The sequence below is a fragment of the Jeongeupia chitinilytica genome, assembly GCF_014652315.1.
GTDB classification, from domain to species: Bacteria; Pseudomonadota; Gammaproteobacteria; order Burkholderiales; family Chitinibacteraceae; genus Jeongeupia; species Jeongeupia chitinilytica.
Map to the genome: position 1 here is coordinate 73,698 of NZ_BMYO01000007.1, position 16,784 is coordinate 90,481.

Genomic DNA, 16,784 nt, shown 5'->3' on the forward strand with positions numbered 1-16,784 from the left:
GGCCGTTTTTCATGGCGAGTCCCGGTGCCGGGCTCAGTTCTCCGGCAGCGGTTCGCCGCGGGTCTTGTACAGCGAGTACAGCACGCCGGCGAGCAGCAGGCCGAACGTCACCGTCAGCGAGAGCACCGAAGGGATCTTCACGTTCATGTACACGAGACCGATCTTGCAGCCGATGAACACCAGCACCACCGCGAGTGCGTACTTGAGGTAGTGGAAACGGTGCACCATCGCCGCCAGCGCGAAGTACAGCGCGCGCAGGCCCAGAATGGCGAAGATGTTCGACGTGTAGACGATGAACGGGTCCTGCGTGATCGCGAAGATCGCCGGGATGCTGTCGACCGCGAACACGAGGTCGGCAGCCTCGACCATCACCAGCGCCAGGAACAGCGGCGTCGCCCACCAGCCGGCCTTCTGGCCCAGCGTTTCGCCGCGCACGAAGAAGTGCGAGCCCTGCAAGGTCGGCACCATGCGCAGGTGACGCTTGAAGAACTTGAACATCCGGTTGTTTTCGATGTCCGGATCCTCGTCCTTGGCGAGCAGCATCTTGATGCCGGTGATGATCAGGAAGGCGCCGAACACCAGCAGGATCCAGCTGAACTGGTGGACCAGTGCCGCGCCGAGGCCGATCATGACCGCACGCATGACGATGGCACCGAGAATGCCCCAGAACAGCACGCGGTGCTGCAGCTCGCGCGGAATCGCCAGACTGGTGAAGATCAGCGAGATGATGAACACGTTGTCCATCGACAGCGATTTCTCGACCAGGAAGCCGGTGAAGTAGTCCATCCCGGCCTGCGGCCCCTTGAACGACCAGACCCAGGCGCCGAACAGCAGGCCTGCGCCGATGTAGAACGCCGAGAGCTTCAGGCTCTTCTTGATGCTGATTTCATTGTTGCCACGGTTCAGAAAGCCGAGGTCGAAGGCGAGCAGCGTCAGTACAACGCCGATGAACACGCCCCAAATCCATATTTCACTGCCCATATGATCCCCATTCGGTATGGCATTATTTAGCTATGTAGTGGCCGCAGCGGGCGGCCGCCAGTTAGACACAGATAGTAAATGCTTGTGAGAGTTCCGTGCTGATCGATAGTCATTGCCATCTGGACGCGCCGGAGTTCGATGCCGATCGCGACCGGGTCGTTGCCGCAGCCATGGCTGCCGGGGTCCGGCAGCTGGTAGTACCGTCCGTCAGCGCGGCAACGTTTGCCGGCACCCGGCAGATGCGCGCGCGTTATGGCTGCGCAGTGGCCTATGGCCTGCACCCGATCTACGTGGCCGAGCATCTGGATGCGCATCTGGCCGAACTGGCCGACTGGTTGCGACGGGAGCCGGCGGTCGCTGTGGGCGAAATCGGCCTCGATTTCTATGTGCCCGGGCTGGATGCGGCCCGACAGACGGCGCTGTTCGAAGCCCAGCTGCGCATTGCCCGCGAGTTCGATCTGCCGGTCATCGTGCATATCCGCCGCAGCCAGGACCAGGTGCTCAAGTACCTGCGCAAATGGCGGGTCAGGGGCGGGATCGCCCATGCGTTCAACGGCAGCCGCCAGCAGGCCGACGAGTTCATCAAGCTGGGTTTCAAGCTCGGCTTCGGCGGGGCGATGACCTACAGCGGCTCGCAGCGGATCCGCCGGCTGGCGGCCGACCTGCCGCTCGATACCATCGTGCTCGAAACCGATGCCCCGGACATCGCACCGGCCTGGCTGGCCGGGCCACCGCCGGGGCGCAATGCGCCGGATCAGCTGCCGCGGATTGCGGCGGAAATGGCCGCGTTGCGCGGCATGGAGGCCGGTGCGCTGCTGGCCGCCACTGCGGCCAATGCGGAGGCGGTACTCGGACCGTTGGGTTCGGTTCACGAGGCTGGACAGCCGGAATGATCGCGCCCAGAATGACCCGTATGTACCGATTTCCTGCAACGATCCGTCCGGCCTTGGGCCGTTGGTGGCGCCGCTGAACTAGCGGCAGGCCACGTTGCGTGAACCATGCCGCCGGACCGGGCGGCATGTGTTTTTCTGCGGTACCGGTCCGGCGGCCCCAATCCCAGAGGAGTCCGCCCGATGAATACCAACGCCATCCCTCCGAACCAGATCATCCTCACCGGCGACCGTCCGACCGGGCCGCTGCATCTGGGCCATTTCGTCGGCTCGCTGCAGAACCGCGTGGTTTTCCAGAACCTGCACACGCAGTTCCTGATGCTCGCCGACGCGCAGGCGTTCACCGACAATATGGGCGACCGCGACAAGGTCCGGCGCAACGTGCTCGAAGTCGCGCTCGACTATCTGGCCGTCGGCATCGATCCGGCCAAGAGCACGATCTTCATCCAGTCGCAGCTGCCCGAGCTGACGGAGCTGACCTTCTATTACCTGAACCTCGTCACCGTGGCGCGGCTCGAGCGCAATCCGACGGTGAAAGAGGAAATCCGCCTGCGCGATTTTCAGCGCGACATCCCGGCGGGTTTTCTCGCCTATCCGGTCAGTCAGGCGGCCGACATCACCGCGTTCAGGGCGACGCTCGTGCCGGTGGGCGCCGACCAGGCGCCGATGATCGAGCAGTCGAACGAAATCGTCCGCAAGTTCAATGCCAACGTCGGCCAGGACATTCTCGTCGAAGCCGCGCCGGTGATTCCGGCGATGGGCCGGCTGCCGGGCATCGACGGCAAGGCCAAGATGAGCAAGTCGCTCGGCAATGCGCTGGCGCTGTCGGCCAGTGCCGACGAGGTCAGCAAGGCGGTGAAGATGATGTACACCGACCCGAACCACCTGCGTGTCGACGACCCGGGGCAGGTCGAGGGCAATGTGGTGTTCACCTACCTCGATGCCTTCGAGCCGGACATTGCCTTCGTCGACGACCTGAAGGCCAAGTATCGCCGTGGCGGTCTGGGCGACATGGTGATCAAACGGCATCTGGAGCAGCGGCTGCAGGCCCTGCTGGCGCCGATCCGCGAGCGCCGGGCGGAGTTCGCCGGTGATCCGGCCGAAGTGATGCGCATGCTGGCGCAGGGTACCGACAAGGCGCGGGCCGTGGCGGCGCGGACGCTGTCCGACGTGAAGGGCGCACTGGGGCTGAACTACTTCTGACCGCAGCGATGCGGGCAACAAAAAGCGGAGCTTCGAGCTCCGCTTTTTGTTGGTGAATGACGCCGTTTCAACCGAGCGCATGCCGGACCTCGGCAAGCGTCTGCGCGGCCACATCGCGGGTGCGTTCGATGCCGCGTTGCAGTTGCTGTGAAACCGCGTCGCGTGACAGCGATGCGCGGCGGGCGCGCAACGGCGAGACGAAGGCTTCGAGGCAGTGAGCCAGGTGCAGCTGCAGCACGTCGTCGGCAAGGCCGCCGCGGCGGAACTTGGCCTTCAGGTCGTCGAGGAAATGGATGTCGGATTCGAAGGCATCGAGATAGGCGAAAATCGGATGCTGTTCGACGGCCAGCTTTTCGGTCGGCAGCACCATTGTCAGTACCGCCGCACGCAGCTCGGCCGGCGTCGAGTTCAGCCCGACGTCGCGGCCGAGCGGCGCCAGCGCACGCCGGGTCTCGGGCAGTGCCAGCGCTTCCGGCAGCAGTTCGCGGCCGGCCAGGCTGTTGCAGTGACGGGCGATGCGGTTGGCTTCGGACAGCTGGGCCGACTGCGGCAGCGCGGCCAGCGCAGGGCGGATCGCGGTCATCGCCGTGGCGGTACGGCTGGCAGGCAGCAACGGGGCGAAGCAGCGACCGATCTCGCCCAGCTCCGGCACCTGCTCGGCGACGAAGATCGTGCATTGTTCGGCATCGACGCCCACGGCCAGATGGTCGAGCACCGTGTCGAGCGGCGCCTGTGCGCCGTCATCGAGCATCAGGAAAGGGCGGTGGCGCTCGAGGAAGGGCAGACGGCGATTCAGTGTTGCCAGCGTGTCGCCGACGGTGATGGCCTGCTGTGCCGGGTCGCCGAGCAGGATGGTGACGGGATTGCGGGGTTCGGTCATGGTATCGGTCCTTTGGATTTGGACCACCGACCAGGGAGGGTATCTTGGAGTGCTACAAACAACGATGCCGCCTGATCGGCGGCATGTGTTCGTGATAAGTCCTAGCCGCCTTTAGATATACGGGCGGTACCAATAATTCTGGCGGGAAAGGGGCAGGGACTTGGAGTTCATGCCGGCTACTCTACGCGGATGACTCCGGCTTGGAATGCGGGATAACCCGTATCCGCGCTAAACCGCCGTGCCGCACACCGGGCAGGACGGGTCTTTGCGGTACTTCATTTCGCGCCATTGCAGCGTACGGCCGTCGAGCAGTTGCAGCCGCCCGGTCAGCGTCGGCAGGCCGATCAGCAGTTTCAGTGCTTCGGCCGCCTGGGCGGCGCCGATGATGCCCGTCAGCGGTGCGAATACGCCGAACGTGGCGCACGGTCCGTCCGATGCGTCGCCTTCCTCGCCGAACAGGCAGTGGTAACACGGGTTGGCAGGATCGCGCAGGTCGAAGGTCGTCAGTTGTCCGTCGAACCGGACCGCTGCACCGGAAACCAGCGGCACGCGCGCGGCGACGCACGCACGGTTGACGGCATGCCGCGTGGCGAAGTTGTCGCAGCAATCGAGCACGACGTCGGCGGCGGCGACGAGTCCGGCCAGCCGCGTGGCATCGACGCGCGCTTTGATCGTATGTACGGTCAGCGCCGGATTGAGGGCCAGCATGGCCGTCCGGGCCGACTCGGCCTTGTTGACGCCGATGCGGGCTTCGGTGTGGGCGATCTGGCGCTGCAGGTTGGTCAGATCGACCGCATCGTCATCGACGACCGTGATCGTGCCGACACCGGCGCTGGCGAGGTAAAGCAGTGCCGGCGATCCGAGGCCGCCGGCGCCGATGACCAGCGCATGCGCGTCCGCCAGTGCCTGCTGGCCCTCGACGCCGATCTCGTCGAGCAGGATGTGGCGGCTGTAACGCAGCAGGGCGGCGTCATCAAGGTCGGCGTGTCGGGTGGCGCAATGGGTCATGGCAATCGGGCTCGGACGTAGCCGCCAGTATACCCGTACCCGTCAGCGGGACGATTTGTGCTGGCGCAGGAGTCAGAGGTAGCGGCGCAGCTCGTCCGGCGTGTCGTCGTGATCACCGTGCGGATGCTGGTCCCAGACCCTGGCGTAAACATCGCGGGTCTTGACGTTGTGTTCGGGCAGGTCGAGGTTGTCGCGTTCGACGTCGTCGGCATAATGCGCCAGCGTGCGCTTGAGTTTCTGCAGGGCCCGCTGATCGAGCCCGATGTGACTGGCGGCGAGCACCGCTTCAAGCTCGGCCAGCGTGCAGGTCGACAGCGCGTAACGCACGCGCAATACGCAGGCATTTGATGCCAAGGATGCACTGACGCCGGGCAATTGCGTCAGCAGGTCTGCGGCATGTGCCGCCTGCGCTGCGCTGGTGCCCGGTGCCAGCGCGAGATCGTGCTGCCGGATGTCGTGGTGGTCGGTCATGGTGGACTCCCCCTTGGTCCAGTCTATCCGTCCCGCGTGGGCTGCGCATTCTGCCCTGCAACAAAAAACCCCGCCGGCGGGCGGGGTTTGGTGCTTACTTGGCGGTCTTGGCCTTTGGCGCCGGATCGGCCTTGGGCTGATCCTTCTGCTGCAGCAACTGTTGTACCTTGAGCACGTTGAAGGCCTGTTGCAGCTGGTAGTCCTTCTTCGAGACCAGCTCGCGCGGGCTGTCGCTGTCCGGTTCGCTGGCATCGACCTTGGGCAGCGGCGTCTTCGGCCGGATGACCGCCTTGGGCTTGGACGCATCGCTCTTGCCGCCCTTGTCGCTCGGGTTGTCGAGGTGGTGTTCCAGATCGGCTTCGCGGATGCGCAGACCGTTGTCCTCGCGGCCGTTGAGCGTGGCTTCCTCGATCTCGATGTCCGGCGTGATGCCCTTGGCCTGGATCGAGCGGCCACTCGGCGTGTAGTAACGCGCAGTGGTCAGTTTGACTGCCGAGGTCGCATCGATCGGCAGGATGGTCTGGACCGAGCCCTTGCCGAACGACTGCGTACCCACCACGAGCGCGCGCTTGTGGTCCTGCAGCGCACCGGCGACGATTTCCGACGCCGAAGCCGAGCCGCCGTTGACCAGCACGACCAGCGGCACGTTCTTGATGTCCTTCGGCAGGCTGGCCAGGTAATCGCCCTTGTTGCCCGGACGCAGGTAGTTCTCGCGGTCCGCCGTCAGACGGATCTTGGCGTCGGCAGTGCGGCCTTCGGTGTACACGACCAGCGAGCCCTTGGGCAGGAAGGCGGCAGAGACGCCGACGGCGCTGTTGAGCAGGCCGCCCGGATCGTTGCGAAGATCGAGGACGATGCCTTTCAGCGGTGCCTTGTTGTCCTTGTAGAGCGTCTCGATCGCCTTGGCGAGCGTTTCGGTCGTCCGTTCCTGGAACTGGGTTACGCGGATGTAGCCGTAGTCCGGCTCGGCGAGCTTGAACTTGACGCTCTGCACCTGGATGACTGCGCGCTTGAGCGTCAGCACCAGCGGCTTGGCTTCACCCTTGCGCAGGATCGTCAGCGTGACGCTGCTGCCGGCCTTGCCGCGCATCTTGTTCACCGCATCGGTCAGCGACATGCCCTGGACCTGGGTGTCGTCGATCTTGGCAATGTAATCGCCGGCCTTGATGCCGGCCTTGTCGGCGGGGGTGTCTTCGATCGGCGAGACGATGCGGACCAGCCCGTCTTCCATGTTCACTTCGAGGCCCAGACCGCCGAACTCACCCTGGGTGGTTTCCTGCAGATCCTTGAAATCCTTGGCATCGAGGTAGGTCGAGTGCGGATCGAGGCCGGCTACCATGCCCTTGATCGCTTCGGAAATCAGCTTCTTGTCTTCGACCGGTTCGACGTAGTTCTGCTTGATCAGGCCGAAAACGGTAGAGAATGCCCGGAGTTCGTCGATCGGCAAGGGGTTGGTGTTCGCGTCCTTGTCGGCGACCGCGTTGAACGACAGCGAGACGGCGACGCCGAGGCTGGCGCCGACGCAGAGGAGACCCAGTTTCTGCAGTTTTTGCTTCATCGTGAGGGGCTTTTTGTCCGGGTAAAGGTTTAGCCTATCCAGCCCTGCGGGTCGAGCGGACGGCCGTTTTGTCTGAGTTCAAAATATACACCGGAATCCGCCATGCCACCGCTGTTGCCGCTGGTGGCGATCGTGTCGCCGGCGCTGACACTGTCGCCGACACGCTTGAGCACGGCTTCGTTGCCGGCGTAGAGGCTCATGTAGCCGCCGCCGTGCTCGACGATGACGAGGTTGCCGAAGCCGCGCAGCCAGTCGGCGAACACGACACGGCCGCTGGCGACGGCATGCACCGGCTGGCCCGGCGCCGCCTTGATCATCATGCCTTTCCAGGTCGTGCCTTCGCTGCGTGGCGTGCCGTAGCGGCCGACGATTTCGCCCTTGGTCGGCAGCTTGAGCTTGCCCTTGAGCGAGCTGAACGCCTTGCCGGACAGGCTCGCGTCCGGCACGTCGTCATTCACTTCCGGTTTGGGCTCCGGCACCGGTTTCGGTGCCGCCTTGCCTTCCGCCCTGGCCTGGGCGGCGGCCCGTGCATTGGCTTCGCGCACGGCCTTGGCGCGTGCGGCCGCTTCGGCACGTTTTTTTGCTGCCAGTTGGGCACGCTCGGCTTCCTGCTTTTTGATCAGCGCGTTGAGGCGTTCGATCAGGCCGGTCAGGCGCTTTTCATCGGCGCTGAGCTTCTGGATCTGGCCGCGCTGACTGCTGATTTCGGCCGATAGCTGGTCGACCAGTGTCTTGCGGTTGCTCTGCTCGGTTTGCAGCCGGGCTTTCTGCCGCTGTTTTTCCGCGCTCATCGACGCCAGTTCGTCCTGTCTGGCGCGGATTTCCTCGGCAAGCCGGTTCAGCTCGGCCAGCTGGCTTTCGAGCTGGTTTGCCAGCTGCTGTTGTGCTGCCACGAGGTAACGGTAATAACCCAGCGTACGGTTGACCTGGTTCGGGTCCTGCTGGTTGAGGAGCAGGCGCCAGGCTTCGAGCTCGCCGCTCTTGTAGCGGGTCTTGATCAACCGGGCGAGACGCTGCTGGCTCTGGCCGATGCGGCTGCGCACCGCGGCGATGTCGCCTTCGAGCCGGACCAGTTCGGCATGGGTCAGTGAGCGCTGGCTGTTCAGGTCGCCGAGGATGCGGTTGGCGTCGGAAATCGCCGATTCCGAATCCTTCAGTGCGTCACTCGCTTCCTTGCGGTCCGACTCGGTGTCGGCGAGGTCCTTTTTCAGCGCGTCGATCTGGCCGCGCAGCGACTTGAGCTCCTGCTGCTTCTCGGTACTTTGCTGGCGGGAAACGGGTTCGGCCGGCGCCGCGAAGGCACCGGCCGAAAGCAGCACGGTCAGGGCGAGGACGCGCCGCACGATCAGGCGAAGTCGACGAGCGAGCGGCCGGTCATCTCGACCGGTTGCGGCAGTCCCATCAGCTTGAGCAGCGTCGGTGCGATGTCGCGCAGTGCGCCGGTGCCACGCGGTGCCATCATTGCCGGACGGCCGACGTAGATGAACGGCACGACGTCGGTGGTGTGCTGGGTGTGCGGCTGGTGCGAATCCTTGTCGTACATCAGTTCGCAGTTGCCATGGTCGGCGGTGATCAGTACTTCGCCACCGATCTTCTGCATCGCCTCGACGCACTTGCCGACGCAGACGTCGAGCGTTTCGACCGCCTTGACCGCCGCGTCGAAGATGCCGGTGTGGCCGACCATGTCGCCGTTGGCGAGGTTGCAGATGATCGCCGCATACTGCTTCGATTCGATCGCGGCGACGATCTTGTCGGCGACTTCGAGTGCGCTCATTTCCGGTTGCAGGTCATAGGTCGCGACCTTGGGGCTCGGGACGAGCACGCGGTCTTCACCCGGGAATTCCTTTTCCTCGCCGCCCGAGAAGAAGTAGGTGACGTGCGGATACTTCTCGGTTTCGGCGATGCGCAGCTGCTTGAGACCGAGCGAGCCGATGTATTCGCCGAAGCTGTTCTTGACCTTTTCCTTCTCGTACGCGGCCGGGAAGGGGTAGCTTTCGGCGTAGCGCGTCGCGGTACAGAAGTAGCCGAACTGCGGCACGCGCGGACGGGCAAAGCCGTCGAATGCGGCGTGGGTCAGCGCGACGGCGATCTGGCGGGCGCGGTCGGCACGGAAGTTCATGAACACCGCGACGTCGCCGTCTTCGATCCGCGCCGGTGCGCCGATGCTGGTCGCGCCGACGAACTCGTCGTTCTCGTTGCGGGCATACGCGGCCTTGAGGCCGTCGAGGGCGGTGTCGGCGTGGTGCAGGCCCTTGCCGTCGACGATCAGCTCGTAGGCCGGCGCAACACGTTCCCAGCGCTTGTCGCGGTCCATGACCCAGTAGCGGCCGACGATGCCGACGATGCGCGCGACCTTGGCGTCGTCACAGACCTTTTGCAGCTTGGCGAGGTACTGCTCGGCGCTGCGCGGCGGCGTGTCCCGACCGTCGAGGAAAGCGTGGACATGGATCGACTTGACGCCGGCAGCGGCGGCATCCTTGATCAGCGCGTGGATGTGCGCTTCGTGCGCATGCACGCCGCCATCGGAAACCAGACCCATCACATGCAGCGTCTTGCCGCTGGACTTGGCGGTTTCGATGGCCTGCGCGAACACCGGGTTCTGGCCGAGGGTACCGGCGGCGACATCGACGTCGATGCGGCTGATGTCCTGCAACAGCACGCGCCCGGCGCCGATGTTCAGGTGGCCGACTTCGGAGTTGCCGAACTGGCCGTCAGGCAGGCCGACGAAGTGTTCGGAGGCGTTGATCGTGGTCCACGGGTACTGCGCGAGAACGCGGTCGATGTTCGGTTTTCTGGCTGCCGCGATCGCGTTGTCCTGTGTCTCTTCGCGGTAACCATAACCGTCGAGAATCAGGAGAAGGACGGGTTTGACCGATACGGCAGAGTTCGCTTGCGTCATCTTGCTAGTACCTTTAGGCAAAACCGCGACGGGGCTGTAAGCTGGCGTTGCGGTCGGGTTGCAAATATCGGTAGTATTCTACCGCAATGGCATCGCTTTGCCGTCGTCACAAATTCCGCCTTCGGCCGCGCCGATTCGCCACCTGATTACTAGTTACCGCCATGCTCAACCCCCCCGAACTGATGAGCGACGAGCACATCCAGCAAGCGTCGCGTGCCATGAAGGCCATGTCGCATCCCCTGCGGCTGAAGATTCTGTGCGTGCTGGGCGAGAACGAGGTGAGCGTGCAGGACATCGTCGATGCCGTCGGCACAACCCAGTCGAACATCTCGCAGCACCTGGCGCTGATGCGCGAGAAGGGCGTGCTGCGGACGCGCAAGGACGCCAACCGCGTGTTCTACCGCGTCGGCGACATCCGTACGCTCGAACTGGTCGAGCTGCTGCGCGACGTGTTCTGCGGCTTCTCGAAGTAAACGTCCGCCCGGCCTGCGCCGGTCACTTCAGCGTTTTCAGCGTGCTTTCCAGCTGCGCTGCGCTGAGCCGGCCGGTATGCGTCGTGACGCGCCGCCCCTGTCCGTCGTAGATCGCCGTGTAGGGCAGGCCGCCGATCGCATTGCCCTCGGCCTTCATCAGCGCCATCGCATCGGCCTCGCCGATCAGCGTCGGATAGCTGATCTTGTACTGCTTGGCAAAATCACCGACCGATTTGGCGTCGTCGATGGCGATGCCGACGAAGTTCACCTTGCCGGCGTACTTCTTCGACAGCGTGACGAATTCGGGGATTTCTTCGCGGCACGGCGAGCACCACGTGGCCCAGTAATTCACCACCAGCGGTTTGCCCTGCAGGGTTGCCAGTTTTTGCGGCTTGCCGCTCAGGTCCTTGAGTTCGGCGTCGAAGAAGCTGCCGGCGCTGGCGGTCAGGGAAATGAAAGCCAGTGTGGCGGCGGCGAGCCGCGCGTGAAGACGGGTCATGGGCGCCCTTCGATACGGTTGAGTGTGGCAAGGAAAGCGTCGGCGTTCTGGAAGCCGATCACGCGTTCGCGGACGAGTTGGCCGTCGGTGCCGTAGAACAGCAAGGCGGGCGGGCCGTACAGGCCGAAATGCTTGAGCAGCGCGGCATCGTCGGCGGTATTGCCGGTCACGTCGGCACGCAGGCGCACGAAGCCGTCGAGCTTTGCCTTGATGCGCGGATCCGGCAGCGTCTCGCGCTCGAACTCGATGCAGCTGACGCACCAGTCGGCGTAGAAGTCGACGATCACCGGTTTGCCGCGTGCTGAGGCGACCTTGTCCTGCAGCTCGGCTACCGTGCGGACCGGTTCGAATGACACCGCATGTTCGCCGGGCAGCCAGCCCTGCCACAGCGGGCGGGCAATCCACACCGCCATGCCGAGCAGGACGACGCCGAACAGCATCTTCATGCGCGACATTGTTTTGCCCGTCAGTCGCGGCAGCACGGCGCTGCCGGCGGCGCCGATCACGAGCAGCGGGGTTCCGATGCCGAGCGCCAGCGCATACAGTGCGCCACCGCCGAGTGCGACGTCGCCCTGCTGGCCGAGGTAGGCAAGGGCGGCGGCCAGCGGCGGTGCAACGCAGGGGCCGACGATCAGCGCCGACAGCGCGCCCATCAGGAAGACCGGGCCGGCGTGGCCGCCGGGAAGCCGGTTGGCGACGTCGTTGAGGCGGCTCTGCCAGCTTCCGGGCAGCTGCAGCTGATAGCCGCCGAACATCGAGACCGCCATGGCGACGAAAAACAGCGCGAAGGCTCCGATCACCACCGGCTGCTGCAGCCAGACCGTCAGCAGCGTGCCGGTCAGTGCTGCGGCGACGCCAACCAGCATGTAGGTCAGCGCCAGGCCCTGGACGTAGACGGCCGACAGCCACAAGGCCTTGCCGCGACCGGTCCGGCCCGGGCCGAGCACGATGCCGGAAATGATCGGCAGCAGCGGGTACATGCAGGCGGTCAATGCCAGGCCGATGCCGGCGACGAAAAACAGTGCAATCGTCGCGGCCTTGCTGCCGCTGAAGTAGCCTTCGTCATCCGGGCCCGGTACATTGCCGCCGGCAGCCCCCGTCGTGCCGAACAGCGCGGCGACCCCGCTTTCCCGTTCGTCGCCCGGGTGCAGCAGCACGGTTTGCGGCGGGTAACAGACACCGGCGTCTGCACACCCCTGGAACCGTGCTCGGATCGCCGTGCCGGCCGGTGGAATGCCCTGCAACGGGACGACGACGTCGTGCTTGAAGACTTCAACCCGGCCGAAGCTCGGGTCGTCTTTCATTTCCCCCTTGGGGAGCGTGGCCTTCAGTGCCGAGACGGGTTCCGGCGTCAGGCTCATCCGGTCCCGGTACAGGTAGTAGCCGGGGGCGACATTGAAATGCACCGCATAGCCGCCATCTTCATTCATGACCAGCCGGGCCTGAAAGGCCTTTTCGGGCGGCAGCAGCGAGGCCGGATCAGCGTGGCTCAATGATGTGAGCATTGCCAGCAGCAGGCCGAACAACAGGCGTACCATCACGAGAGCACCTCGTCGTTCAGCCAGTCCAGATAGGCGGGCAGCCCGGCCGTGACCGGCAGGGCGATGATTTCCGGTACCTCGTACGGATGTCTTTCCGCCAGCCAGAGTTGCAGCGCCGGGAACGCGGCGAGCGTGGTTTTTGCCAGCAGCGGAACTTCCTCGGCGGTTTCGATTCTGCCTTCCCAGCGGTAGATCGACTGGACCGGCGCAAGCCGGTTGACGCAGGCAGCCAGCCGCGCCTCGAGCAAGCCCGTTGCAAGCCGATCGGCGGTAGCCGCATCGGGACAGTTACAGATGACGACCACGGCGCAGTGCGACGTGGCAGATTGATCGGGAGTATTCATGCCTTATTTGTTTCTCGCCTTTATCGTGTATCCGCTGGCCGAGATTGCCTCGCTGGTGGTCATGGCCGACTGGATCGGTGCCGGTTGGGTGTTCCTTGCCCTGTTGCTGTCGGCGCTGATCGGCATCGGTATGCTGCGCCACCATCGTATCGCCGTTGCATGGTCGCTGGTCAACGATCTGAAAAGCGGCCGGTTGACGCCGCAGAGCCTGTTCTGGGTCGCGCGGTACTACATTGCCGCAGTGCTGTTCATCGTGCCGGGCTTCATCGGCGACGTGCTTGCGGTGCTGATGCTGCTGCCTTGGGGACGCCGGGACGGCGCAAAGGTTCCGCCGCCATCGGACGTCCTCGAGGGTGAATATCGCCGTGTCGATCCGCGCAGCAGCCACCGGCTGGACGAGCGCTGAGCAACCGGCACGGTTTCAGCACGGGTCGAGCAGTGTGGCCGGATCGCGCTCGCTGCCCTCGATGACGACGAGCTTCTGCCGCGAGGTCTGGCCGGCCTTGATCGTCACTTGACGTTGCGGCACGCCGAACGCATCGGCCAGCCAGGCGATCAGCCTGGTGTTGGCTTTGCCATCAACCGGCGGTGCGGCCAGTTTCAGTTTCAGCGCGTCACCGTGCAGGCCCACGACCTCGGTGCGCCTGGCGCCGGGCTGGACGTGCAGCCGTAGCTGCACGCCGCCGGCGACCGCTTCGTACCACATCAGGCCGCAACGCTGACGTGCTGCAGGATCGCCGGCTCGAGCTGGGCGACAAAGACCGACAGCACCAGCTGGATCAGCAGGATCAGGATCAGCGGGGTGATGTCGACGCCCCCGATCGGCGGGATGATCCGGCGCAGCGGCTTCAGGAACGGCCCGGTCAGGCCGTTGAGAATCGGCATCAGCGGGTTGTACGGCGCAATCCACGACATCAGCGCCTGGCCGATGACCGCGGCGAACAGCAGGTAAAGCGACAGCTTGAGCAGTTCGACGAGGGCAACCAGCGCCAGAGCGATCACAGTGGTGAACGAACCGAACACGAACGGCCATGGCGTGATCGCCAGCAGCAGGCCGTGCATCAGCAAGGCCGTCAGCCACGCCAGCAGCAGGCTGGCACTGTCGTAGCCCCGGAACGGTTTGACCCAGCGGCGCACCGGCAGCACGGCCCAGCTCGTCAGCACCAGTACGAACTGGCCGAGCGGGTGCGAGAACGAGACCCGTGCCGCCTGCAGGAAAAACCGCGTCAGCAGCAGCAGGATGAAGAATTCCGCCAGATTGCGGATCAGGAAATTCAGCGTATCGGTCAGCATCCGGCGTCCTTATTCGGCATCGCGGCCGAGTTCGTCACCGAGTTCCTTCGAGCGCGCTGCAGCGGCGGCGGCGGCGGCGATGATGGTGCTGCGGACCTGACTGTTTTCCAGTGCATTGATCGCGCGCTCGGTCGTGCCCCCCTTGCTGGTGACCTTCTGCCGCAGGGTGGCTGCGTCGTCGTCGCTTTGCTGGGCCAGCTTCACCGCGCCCGCGAAGGTCTGATAGGCGAGACGGCGTGCGGTATCGGTGTCGAAGCCCTGCGCGCGCGCGGCGGCCTGCAGCGATTCGATGAAGTAGAACACGTAGGCGGGGCCGGAGCCGGAGATCGCGGTCACGCCGTCGAGATCGGATTCCGCTTCGACCCAGACGATTTCGCCGGTCGACTCGAGAATGCGCGTTGCCAGCGCGCGGTCGGCATCGGTCGTTGCCGGCGCGGCATAAGCCCCGGAGATGCCGGCCTGGACCAGGGCCGGAGTATTCGGCATCACCCGGATCACGCGCTCGGCGCCCGACCAGCGGGCAATCGCGTCGCTGCGGATGCCGGCGGCGATCGACACCACCAGCGCATTGCCGAGTTGCGGTGCGAGTGCCTCCGCGACGGTACGGAACTGCTGCGGCTTGATCGCGAATACCACGGCATCGCTGGCTGGCAGGGCCTCGTCGGGCGCCGACGTCGTGACGCCGAAGCCGGTTTGCAACTCTGCGCGCTTGGCGGCGTCCGGCTCGACGACATGGACTTCGCTACCGGCAAAACCGCGCGCGACCATGCCGCCGATCATGGCGGTCGCCATATTGCCGCCACCGATAAAGGTAATTCGCATTCCGCTGTCTCCTTGTTCGCGCGTCGCCTGTTGGCCACGCTTTCCTGATTAGTGTGCTGCCGTCCGCTGGCCGAAGATCGCCGTGCCGATGCGGACCAGCGTCGCGCCTTCGGCGATCGCGATGTCGAGGTCGGCGGACATGCCCATCGAGAGTGTATCGAGCTGATAACCGAGGTCGTTCAGTCCTTGCTGCAATTTGCGCAACAGTGCGAACTGGCTGGAAAGTTTGCGCTTGTCGTCAGTCGGCTCGGGGATGCACATCAGCCCGCGCAGCTTCAGCCGTGGCAGGGCGGCGACCTCGGCGGCCAGTGCCGCGACGCCGTCCGGTGCGACTCCGGATTTGCTCGTCTCGCCCGAGACATTGACCTGGAGGCAGACGTTGAGTTCGCCGCACGCGTCCGGACGCTGCGCCGACAGCCGCTCGGCAATCTTCAGCCGGTCGATCGCATGCACCCAGTCGGCACCTTCGGCGACGCTGCGCGTCTTGTTGCTCTGCAGCGGGCCGATGAAGTGCCATTCGATTCCGTCCAGATCGGCCAGTGCTTCACGCTTGGCAATAAACTCCTGGACGTAGTTCTCGCCGAATGCGTGCTGGCCATGGCCGTACAGGGCGCGGACCGATTCGGCAGGAAATGTTTTGCTGACCGCGAGCAGACGCACCGAATCGCGCGGGCGTTGGATGCTTACAACCGCCTCGTCGATGCGCCGGAGCACGTCTTGCCACGCTTCAAACATCGTTGCCATAATGGATTTGCCTTGATCTGGCCCTCGTGTTGCGGCCTTTTTCTGCGTTCGGATCTGCCTGGGCAGAAGGACAAAATTATAAATGGAAATTTCTGAACTCTTGGCCTTTGCCGTCAAGAACAAGGCATCCGACCTGCACCTGTCGTCCGGCCTCCCGCCGATGATCCGCGTGCACGGCGATGTCCGGCGCATCAACCTGCCGGCGATGGAACACAAAGACGTTCATGACATGGTCTACGACATCATGAACGACGGCCAGCGCAAGGTCTATGAAGACACGCTCGAGTGCGACTTCTCGTTCGAGATCCCCAACCTGTCCCGTTTCCGCGTCAACGCCTTCGTGCAGCAGCGCGGCGCCGGCGCGGTGTTCCGGACCATTCCGTCCAAGGTGCTGACGCTCGAGGAGCTGAATGCGCCGCGCGTGTTTGCCGAGATCGCCCAGAACCCGCGGGGGCTGGTGCTGGTGACCGGGCCGACCGGCTCGGGCAAGTCGACGACGCTGGCGGCAATGGTCAACCACATCAACGAGAACGACTACGGCCACATCCTCACGGTCGAGGATCCGATCGAATTCGTCCACCAGTCGAAGAAGTGCCTGATCAACCAGCGCGAGGTCGGGCCGCATACAATGAGCTTTTCCAACGCGCTGCGCTCCGCGCTGCGTGAAGATCCGGACGTGGTCCTCGTCGGCGAAATGCGCGATCTGGAAACGATCCGGCTGGCGCTGACCGCTGCCGAAACCGGTCACCTCGTGTTCGGTACGCTGCATACCAGTTCGGCCGCCAAGACCATCGACCGCGTCGTTGACGTGTTCCCGGCTGCCGAGAAGGAAATGGTCCGCGCGATGCTGTCCGAATCGCTGCGCGCGGTCATCTCGCAGACCCTGCTCAAGACCAAGGACGGTCAGGGCCGGGTTGCGGCACACGAAATCATGATCGGCATTCCCGCCATCCGTAACCTGATCCGCGAAAACAAGATCGCGCAGATGTACTCGTCGATCCAGACCGGCCAGCAGTACGGGATGCAGACGCTCGACCAGTGCCTGCAGGGGCTGGTGCAGCGCAATATCGTTTCCGTGGCCGAAGCGCGAACCAAAGCCGCGAATCCGGATCACTTCAAAGGCTGAGTCCCGCGGGGCCGCCAGACCAGCGACAACCACAAGGCGGCAGCGCCGTAGA

General features: G+C 64.6%; 19 protein-coding genes. 5 read left to right on the forward strand and 14 right to left on the reverse strand.

All coding sequences use genetic code 11. The annotated features are described in order from the left end of the window. Positions 1 to 33 precede the first annotated feature (33 nt). Positions 34 to 981, reverse strand: a complete 948-nt coding sequence (locus IE097_RS13275) for a TerC family protein (RefSeq protein WP_189461340.1) — start codon at positions 979 to 981, stop codon at positions 34 to 36. A gap of 95 nt (positions 982 to 1,076) precedes the next feature. Between IE097_RS13275 and IE097_RS13280 the strand changes: the two genes are divergently transcribed. Further along, entirely contained in the window at positions 1,077 to 1,874 is a 798-nt protein-coding gene (locus tag IE097_RS13280; protein ID WP_189461341.1) for a TatD family hydrolase, read from the forward strand. A 180-nt stretch (positions 1,875 to 2,054) separates the two neighbouring features. After that, complete coding sequence (trpS, locus tag IE097_RS13285) at positions 2,055 to 3,074, forward strand: tryptophan--tRNA ligase (protein WP_189461342.1); 1,020 nt, start codon at positions 2,055 to 2,057, stop codon at positions 3,072 to 3,074. Between the two features lie 67 nt (positions 3,075 to 3,141). On the opposite strand, the gene IE097_RS13290 is transcribed toward trpS, so the two are convergent. From IE097_RS13290 to gpmI, 6 genes are all read right to left on the reverse strand, one after another. Beyond that, entirely contained in the window at positions 3,142 to 3,954 is an 813-nt protein-coding gene (locus tag IE097_RS13290; RefSeq protein WP_189461343.1) for a hypothetical protein, read from the reverse strand. A gap of 228 nt (positions 3,955 to 4,182) precedes the next feature. Then, positions 4,183 to 4,962 carry a HesA/MoeB/ThiF family protein gene (locus tag IE097_RS13295; protein WP_189461344.1) on the reverse strand — a complete coding sequence of 260 codons (780 nt, stop codon included), beginning with the start codon at positions 4,960 to 4,962 and terminating at the stop codon, positions 4,183 to 4,185. A 72-nt stretch (positions 4,963 to 5,034) separates the two neighbouring features. Beyond that, the gene (locus tag IE097_RS13300) at positions 5,035 to 5,433 is read right to left on the reverse strand and encodes a hypothetical protein (protein WP_189461345.1); all 399 of its coding nucleotides are present in this window, start codon (positions 5,431 to 5,433) and stop codon (positions 5,035 to 5,037) included. A 94-nt stretch (positions 5,434 to 5,527) separates the two neighbouring features. After that, entirely contained in the window at positions 5,528 to 6,991 is a 1,464-nt protein-coding gene (locus IE097_RS13305) for a S41 family peptidase (protein ID WP_189461346.1), read from the reverse strand. A gap of 29 nt (positions 6,992 to 7,020) precedes the next feature. Then, a complete protein-coding gene (locus IE097_RS13310) occupies positions 7,021 to 8,334 on the reverse strand; it encodes a murein hydrolase activator EnvC family protein (protein ID WP_189461347.1) in 1,314 nt (437 codons plus the stop codon). Between the two features lie 2 nt (positions 8,335 to 8,336). Beyond that, complete coding sequence (gene gpmI, locus IE097_RS13315) at positions 8,337 to 9,890, reverse strand: 2,3-bisphosphoglycerate-independent phosphoglycerate mutase (RefSeq protein ID WP_189461348.1); 1,554 nt, start codon at positions 9,888 to 9,890, stop codon at positions 8,337 to 8,339. A 161-nt stretch (positions 9,891 to 10,051) separates the two neighbouring features. On the opposite strand from gpmI, the gene IE097_RS13320 reads away from it, so the two are divergent. Beyond that, positions 10,052 to 10,363 carry an ArsR/SmtB family transcription factor gene (locus tag IE097_RS13320; protein WP_229797584.1) on the forward strand — a complete coding sequence of 104 codons (312 nt, stop codon included), beginning with the start codon at positions 10,052 to 10,054 and terminating at the stop codon, positions 10,361 to 10,363. A 22-nt stretch (positions 10,364 to 10,385) separates the two neighbouring features. On the opposite strand, the gene IE097_RS13325 is transcribed toward IE097_RS13320, so the two are convergent. Genes IE097_RS13325 through cutA form a run of 3 tightly spaced genes read right to left on the reverse strand, consistent with a single transcriptional unit; the run spans position 10,386 to position 12,747 of the window. Then, a complete protein-coding gene (locus IE097_RS13325; protein ID WP_189461349.1) occupies positions 10,386 to 10,862 on the reverse strand; it encodes a TlpA family protein disulfide reductase in 477 nt (158 codons plus the stop codon). Then, positions 10,859 to 12,400, reverse strand: coding sequence for a protein-disulfide reductase DsbD (gene dsbD, locus IE097_RS13330; protein WP_189461350.1), 1,542 nt, complete (start codon positions 12,398 to 12,400; stop codon positions 10,859 to 10,861). The genes IE097_RS13325 and dsbD overlap by 4 nt, the downstream gene beginning before the upstream one ends. After that, entirely contained in the window at positions 12,400 to 12,747 is a 348-nt protein-coding gene (gene cutA, locus IE097_RS13335) for a divalent-cation tolerance protein CutA (protein WP_189461351.1), read from the reverse strand. Before cutA ends, dsbD begins: the two co-directional genes overlap by 1 nt. Here cutA and IE097_RS13340 point away from each other — a divergent pair. Next, a complete protein-coding gene (locus tag IE097_RS13340; protein WP_189461352.1) occupies positions 12,746 to 13,153 on the forward strand; it encodes an FxsA family protein in 408 nt (135 codons plus the stop codon). The genes cutA and IE097_RS13340 overlap by 2 nt on opposite strands. 15 nt (positions 13,154 to 13,168) lie before the next feature. On the opposite strand, the gene IE097_RS13345 is transcribed toward IE097_RS13340, so the two are convergent. From IE097_RS13345 to IE097_RS13360, 4 genes are read right to left on the reverse strand one after another with little or no spacing between them, the layout of a single operon-like run. After that, positions 13,169 to 13,453 carry a DUF167 domain-containing protein gene (locus tag IE097_RS13345; protein WP_189461353.1) on the reverse strand — a complete coding sequence of 95 codons (285 nt, stop codon included), beginning with the start codon at positions 13,451 to 13,453 and terminating at the stop codon, positions 13,169 to 13,171. Further along, entirely contained in the window at positions 13,453 to 14,040 is a 588-nt protein-coding gene (locus IE097_RS13350; RefSeq protein WP_189461354.1) for a YggT family protein, read from the reverse strand. Before IE097_RS13350 ends, IE097_RS13345 begins: the two co-directional genes overlap by 1 nt. Positions 14,041 to 14,049: 9 nt before the next feature. Next, positions 14,050 to 14,862, reverse strand: a complete 813-nt coding sequence (proC, locus tag IE097_RS13355; protein WP_189461355.1) for a pyrroline-5-carboxylate reductase — start codon at positions 14,860 to 14,862, stop codon at positions 14,050 to 14,052. Between the two features lie 48 nt (positions 14,863 to 14,910). Further along, positions 14,911 to 15,606: a YggS family pyridoxal phosphate-dependent enzyme gene (locus tag IE097_RS13360; RefSeq protein ID WP_189461552.1), complete on the reverse strand. Its 696-nt coding sequence runs from the start codon at positions 15,604 to 15,606 to the stop codon at positions 14,911 to 14,913. 82 nt (positions 15,607 to 15,688) lie between these two features. On the opposite strand from IE097_RS13360, the gene IE097_RS13365 reads away from it, so the two are divergent. After that, a complete protein-coding gene (locus tag IE097_RS13365) occupies positions 15,689 to 16,732 on the forward strand; it encodes a type IV pilus twitching motility protein PilT (protein WP_189461356.1) in 1,044 nt (347 codons plus the stop codon). Positions 16,733 to 16,784: the final 52 nt, after the last annotated feature.

What these genes read in the sequence shown, in the direction of transcription:
- IE097_RS13320 (WP_229797584.1), top strand. Translation starts at nt 10,052, where the DNA reads ATGCTCAACCCCCCCGAACTGATGAGCGACGAGCACATCCAGCAAGCG.
- IE097_RS13300 (WP_189461345.1), bottom strand. Translation starts at nt 5,433, where the DNA reads ATGACCGACCACCACGACATCCGGCAGCACGATCTCGCGCTGGCACCG.
- IE097_RS13345 (WP_189461353.1), bottom strand. Translation starts at nt 13,453, where the DNA reads ATGTGGTACGAAGCGGTCGCCGGCGGCGTGCAGCTACGGCTGCACGTC.
- proC (WP_189461355.1), bottom strand. Translation starts at nt 14,862, where the DNA reads ATGCGAATTACCTTTATCGGTGGCGGCAATATGGCGACCGCCATGATC.
- IE097_RS13340 (WP_189461352.1), top strand. Translation starts at nt 12,746, where the DNA reads ATGCCTTATTTGTTTCTCGCCTTTATCGTGTATCCGCTGGCCGAGATT.
- cutA (WP_189461351.1), bottom strand. Translation starts at nt 12,747, where the DNA reads ATGAATACTCCCGATCAATCTGCCACGTCGCACTGCGCCGTGGTCGTC.
- IE097_RS13325 (WP_189461349.1), bottom strand. Translation starts at nt 10,862, where the DNA reads ATGACCCGTCTTCACGCGCGGCTCGCCGCCGCCACACTGGCTTTCATT.
- dsbD (WP_189461350.1), bottom strand. Translation starts at nt 12,400, where the DNA reads ATGGTACGCCTGTTGTTCGGCCTGCTGCTGGCAATGCTCACATCATTG.
- IE097_RS13290 (WP_189461343.1), bottom strand. Translation starts at nt 3,954, where the DNA reads ATGACCGAACCCCGCAATCCCGTCACCATCCTGCTCGGCGACCCGGCA.
- IE097_RS13350 (WP_189461354.1), bottom strand. Translation starts at nt 14,040, where the DNA reads ATGCTGACCGATACGCTGAATTTCCTGATCCGCAATCTGGCGGAATTC.
- gpmI (WP_189461348.1), bottom strand. Translation starts at nt 9,890, where the DNA reads ATGACGCAAGCGAACTCTGCCGTATCGGTCAAACCCGTCCTTCTCCTG.
- IE097_RS13275 (WP_189461340.1), bottom strand. Translation starts at nt 981, where the DNA reads ATGGGCAGTGAAATATGGATTTGGGGCGTGTTCATCGGCGTTGTACTG.
- IE097_RS13305 (WP_189461346.1), bottom strand. Translation starts at nt 6,991, where the DNA reads ATGAAGCAAAAACTGCAGAAACTGGGTCTCCTCTGCGTCGGCGCCAGC.
- IE097_RS13360 (WP_189461552.1), bottom strand. Translation starts at nt 15,606, where the DNA reads ATGGCAACGATGTTTGAAGCGTGGCAAGACGTGCTCCGGCGCATCGAC.
- IE097_RS13295 (WP_189461344.1), bottom strand. Translation starts at nt 4,962, where the DNA reads ATGACCCATTGCGCCACCCGACACGCCGACCTTGATGACGCCGCCCTG.
- IE097_RS13365 (WP_189461356.1), top strand. Translation starts at nt 15,689, where the DNA reads ATGGAAATTTCTGAACTCTTGGCCTTTGCCGTCAAGAACAAGGCATCC.
- trpS (WP_189461342.1), top strand. Translation starts at nt 2,055, where the DNA reads ATGAATACCAACGCCATCCCTCCGAACCAGATCATCCTCACCGGCGAC.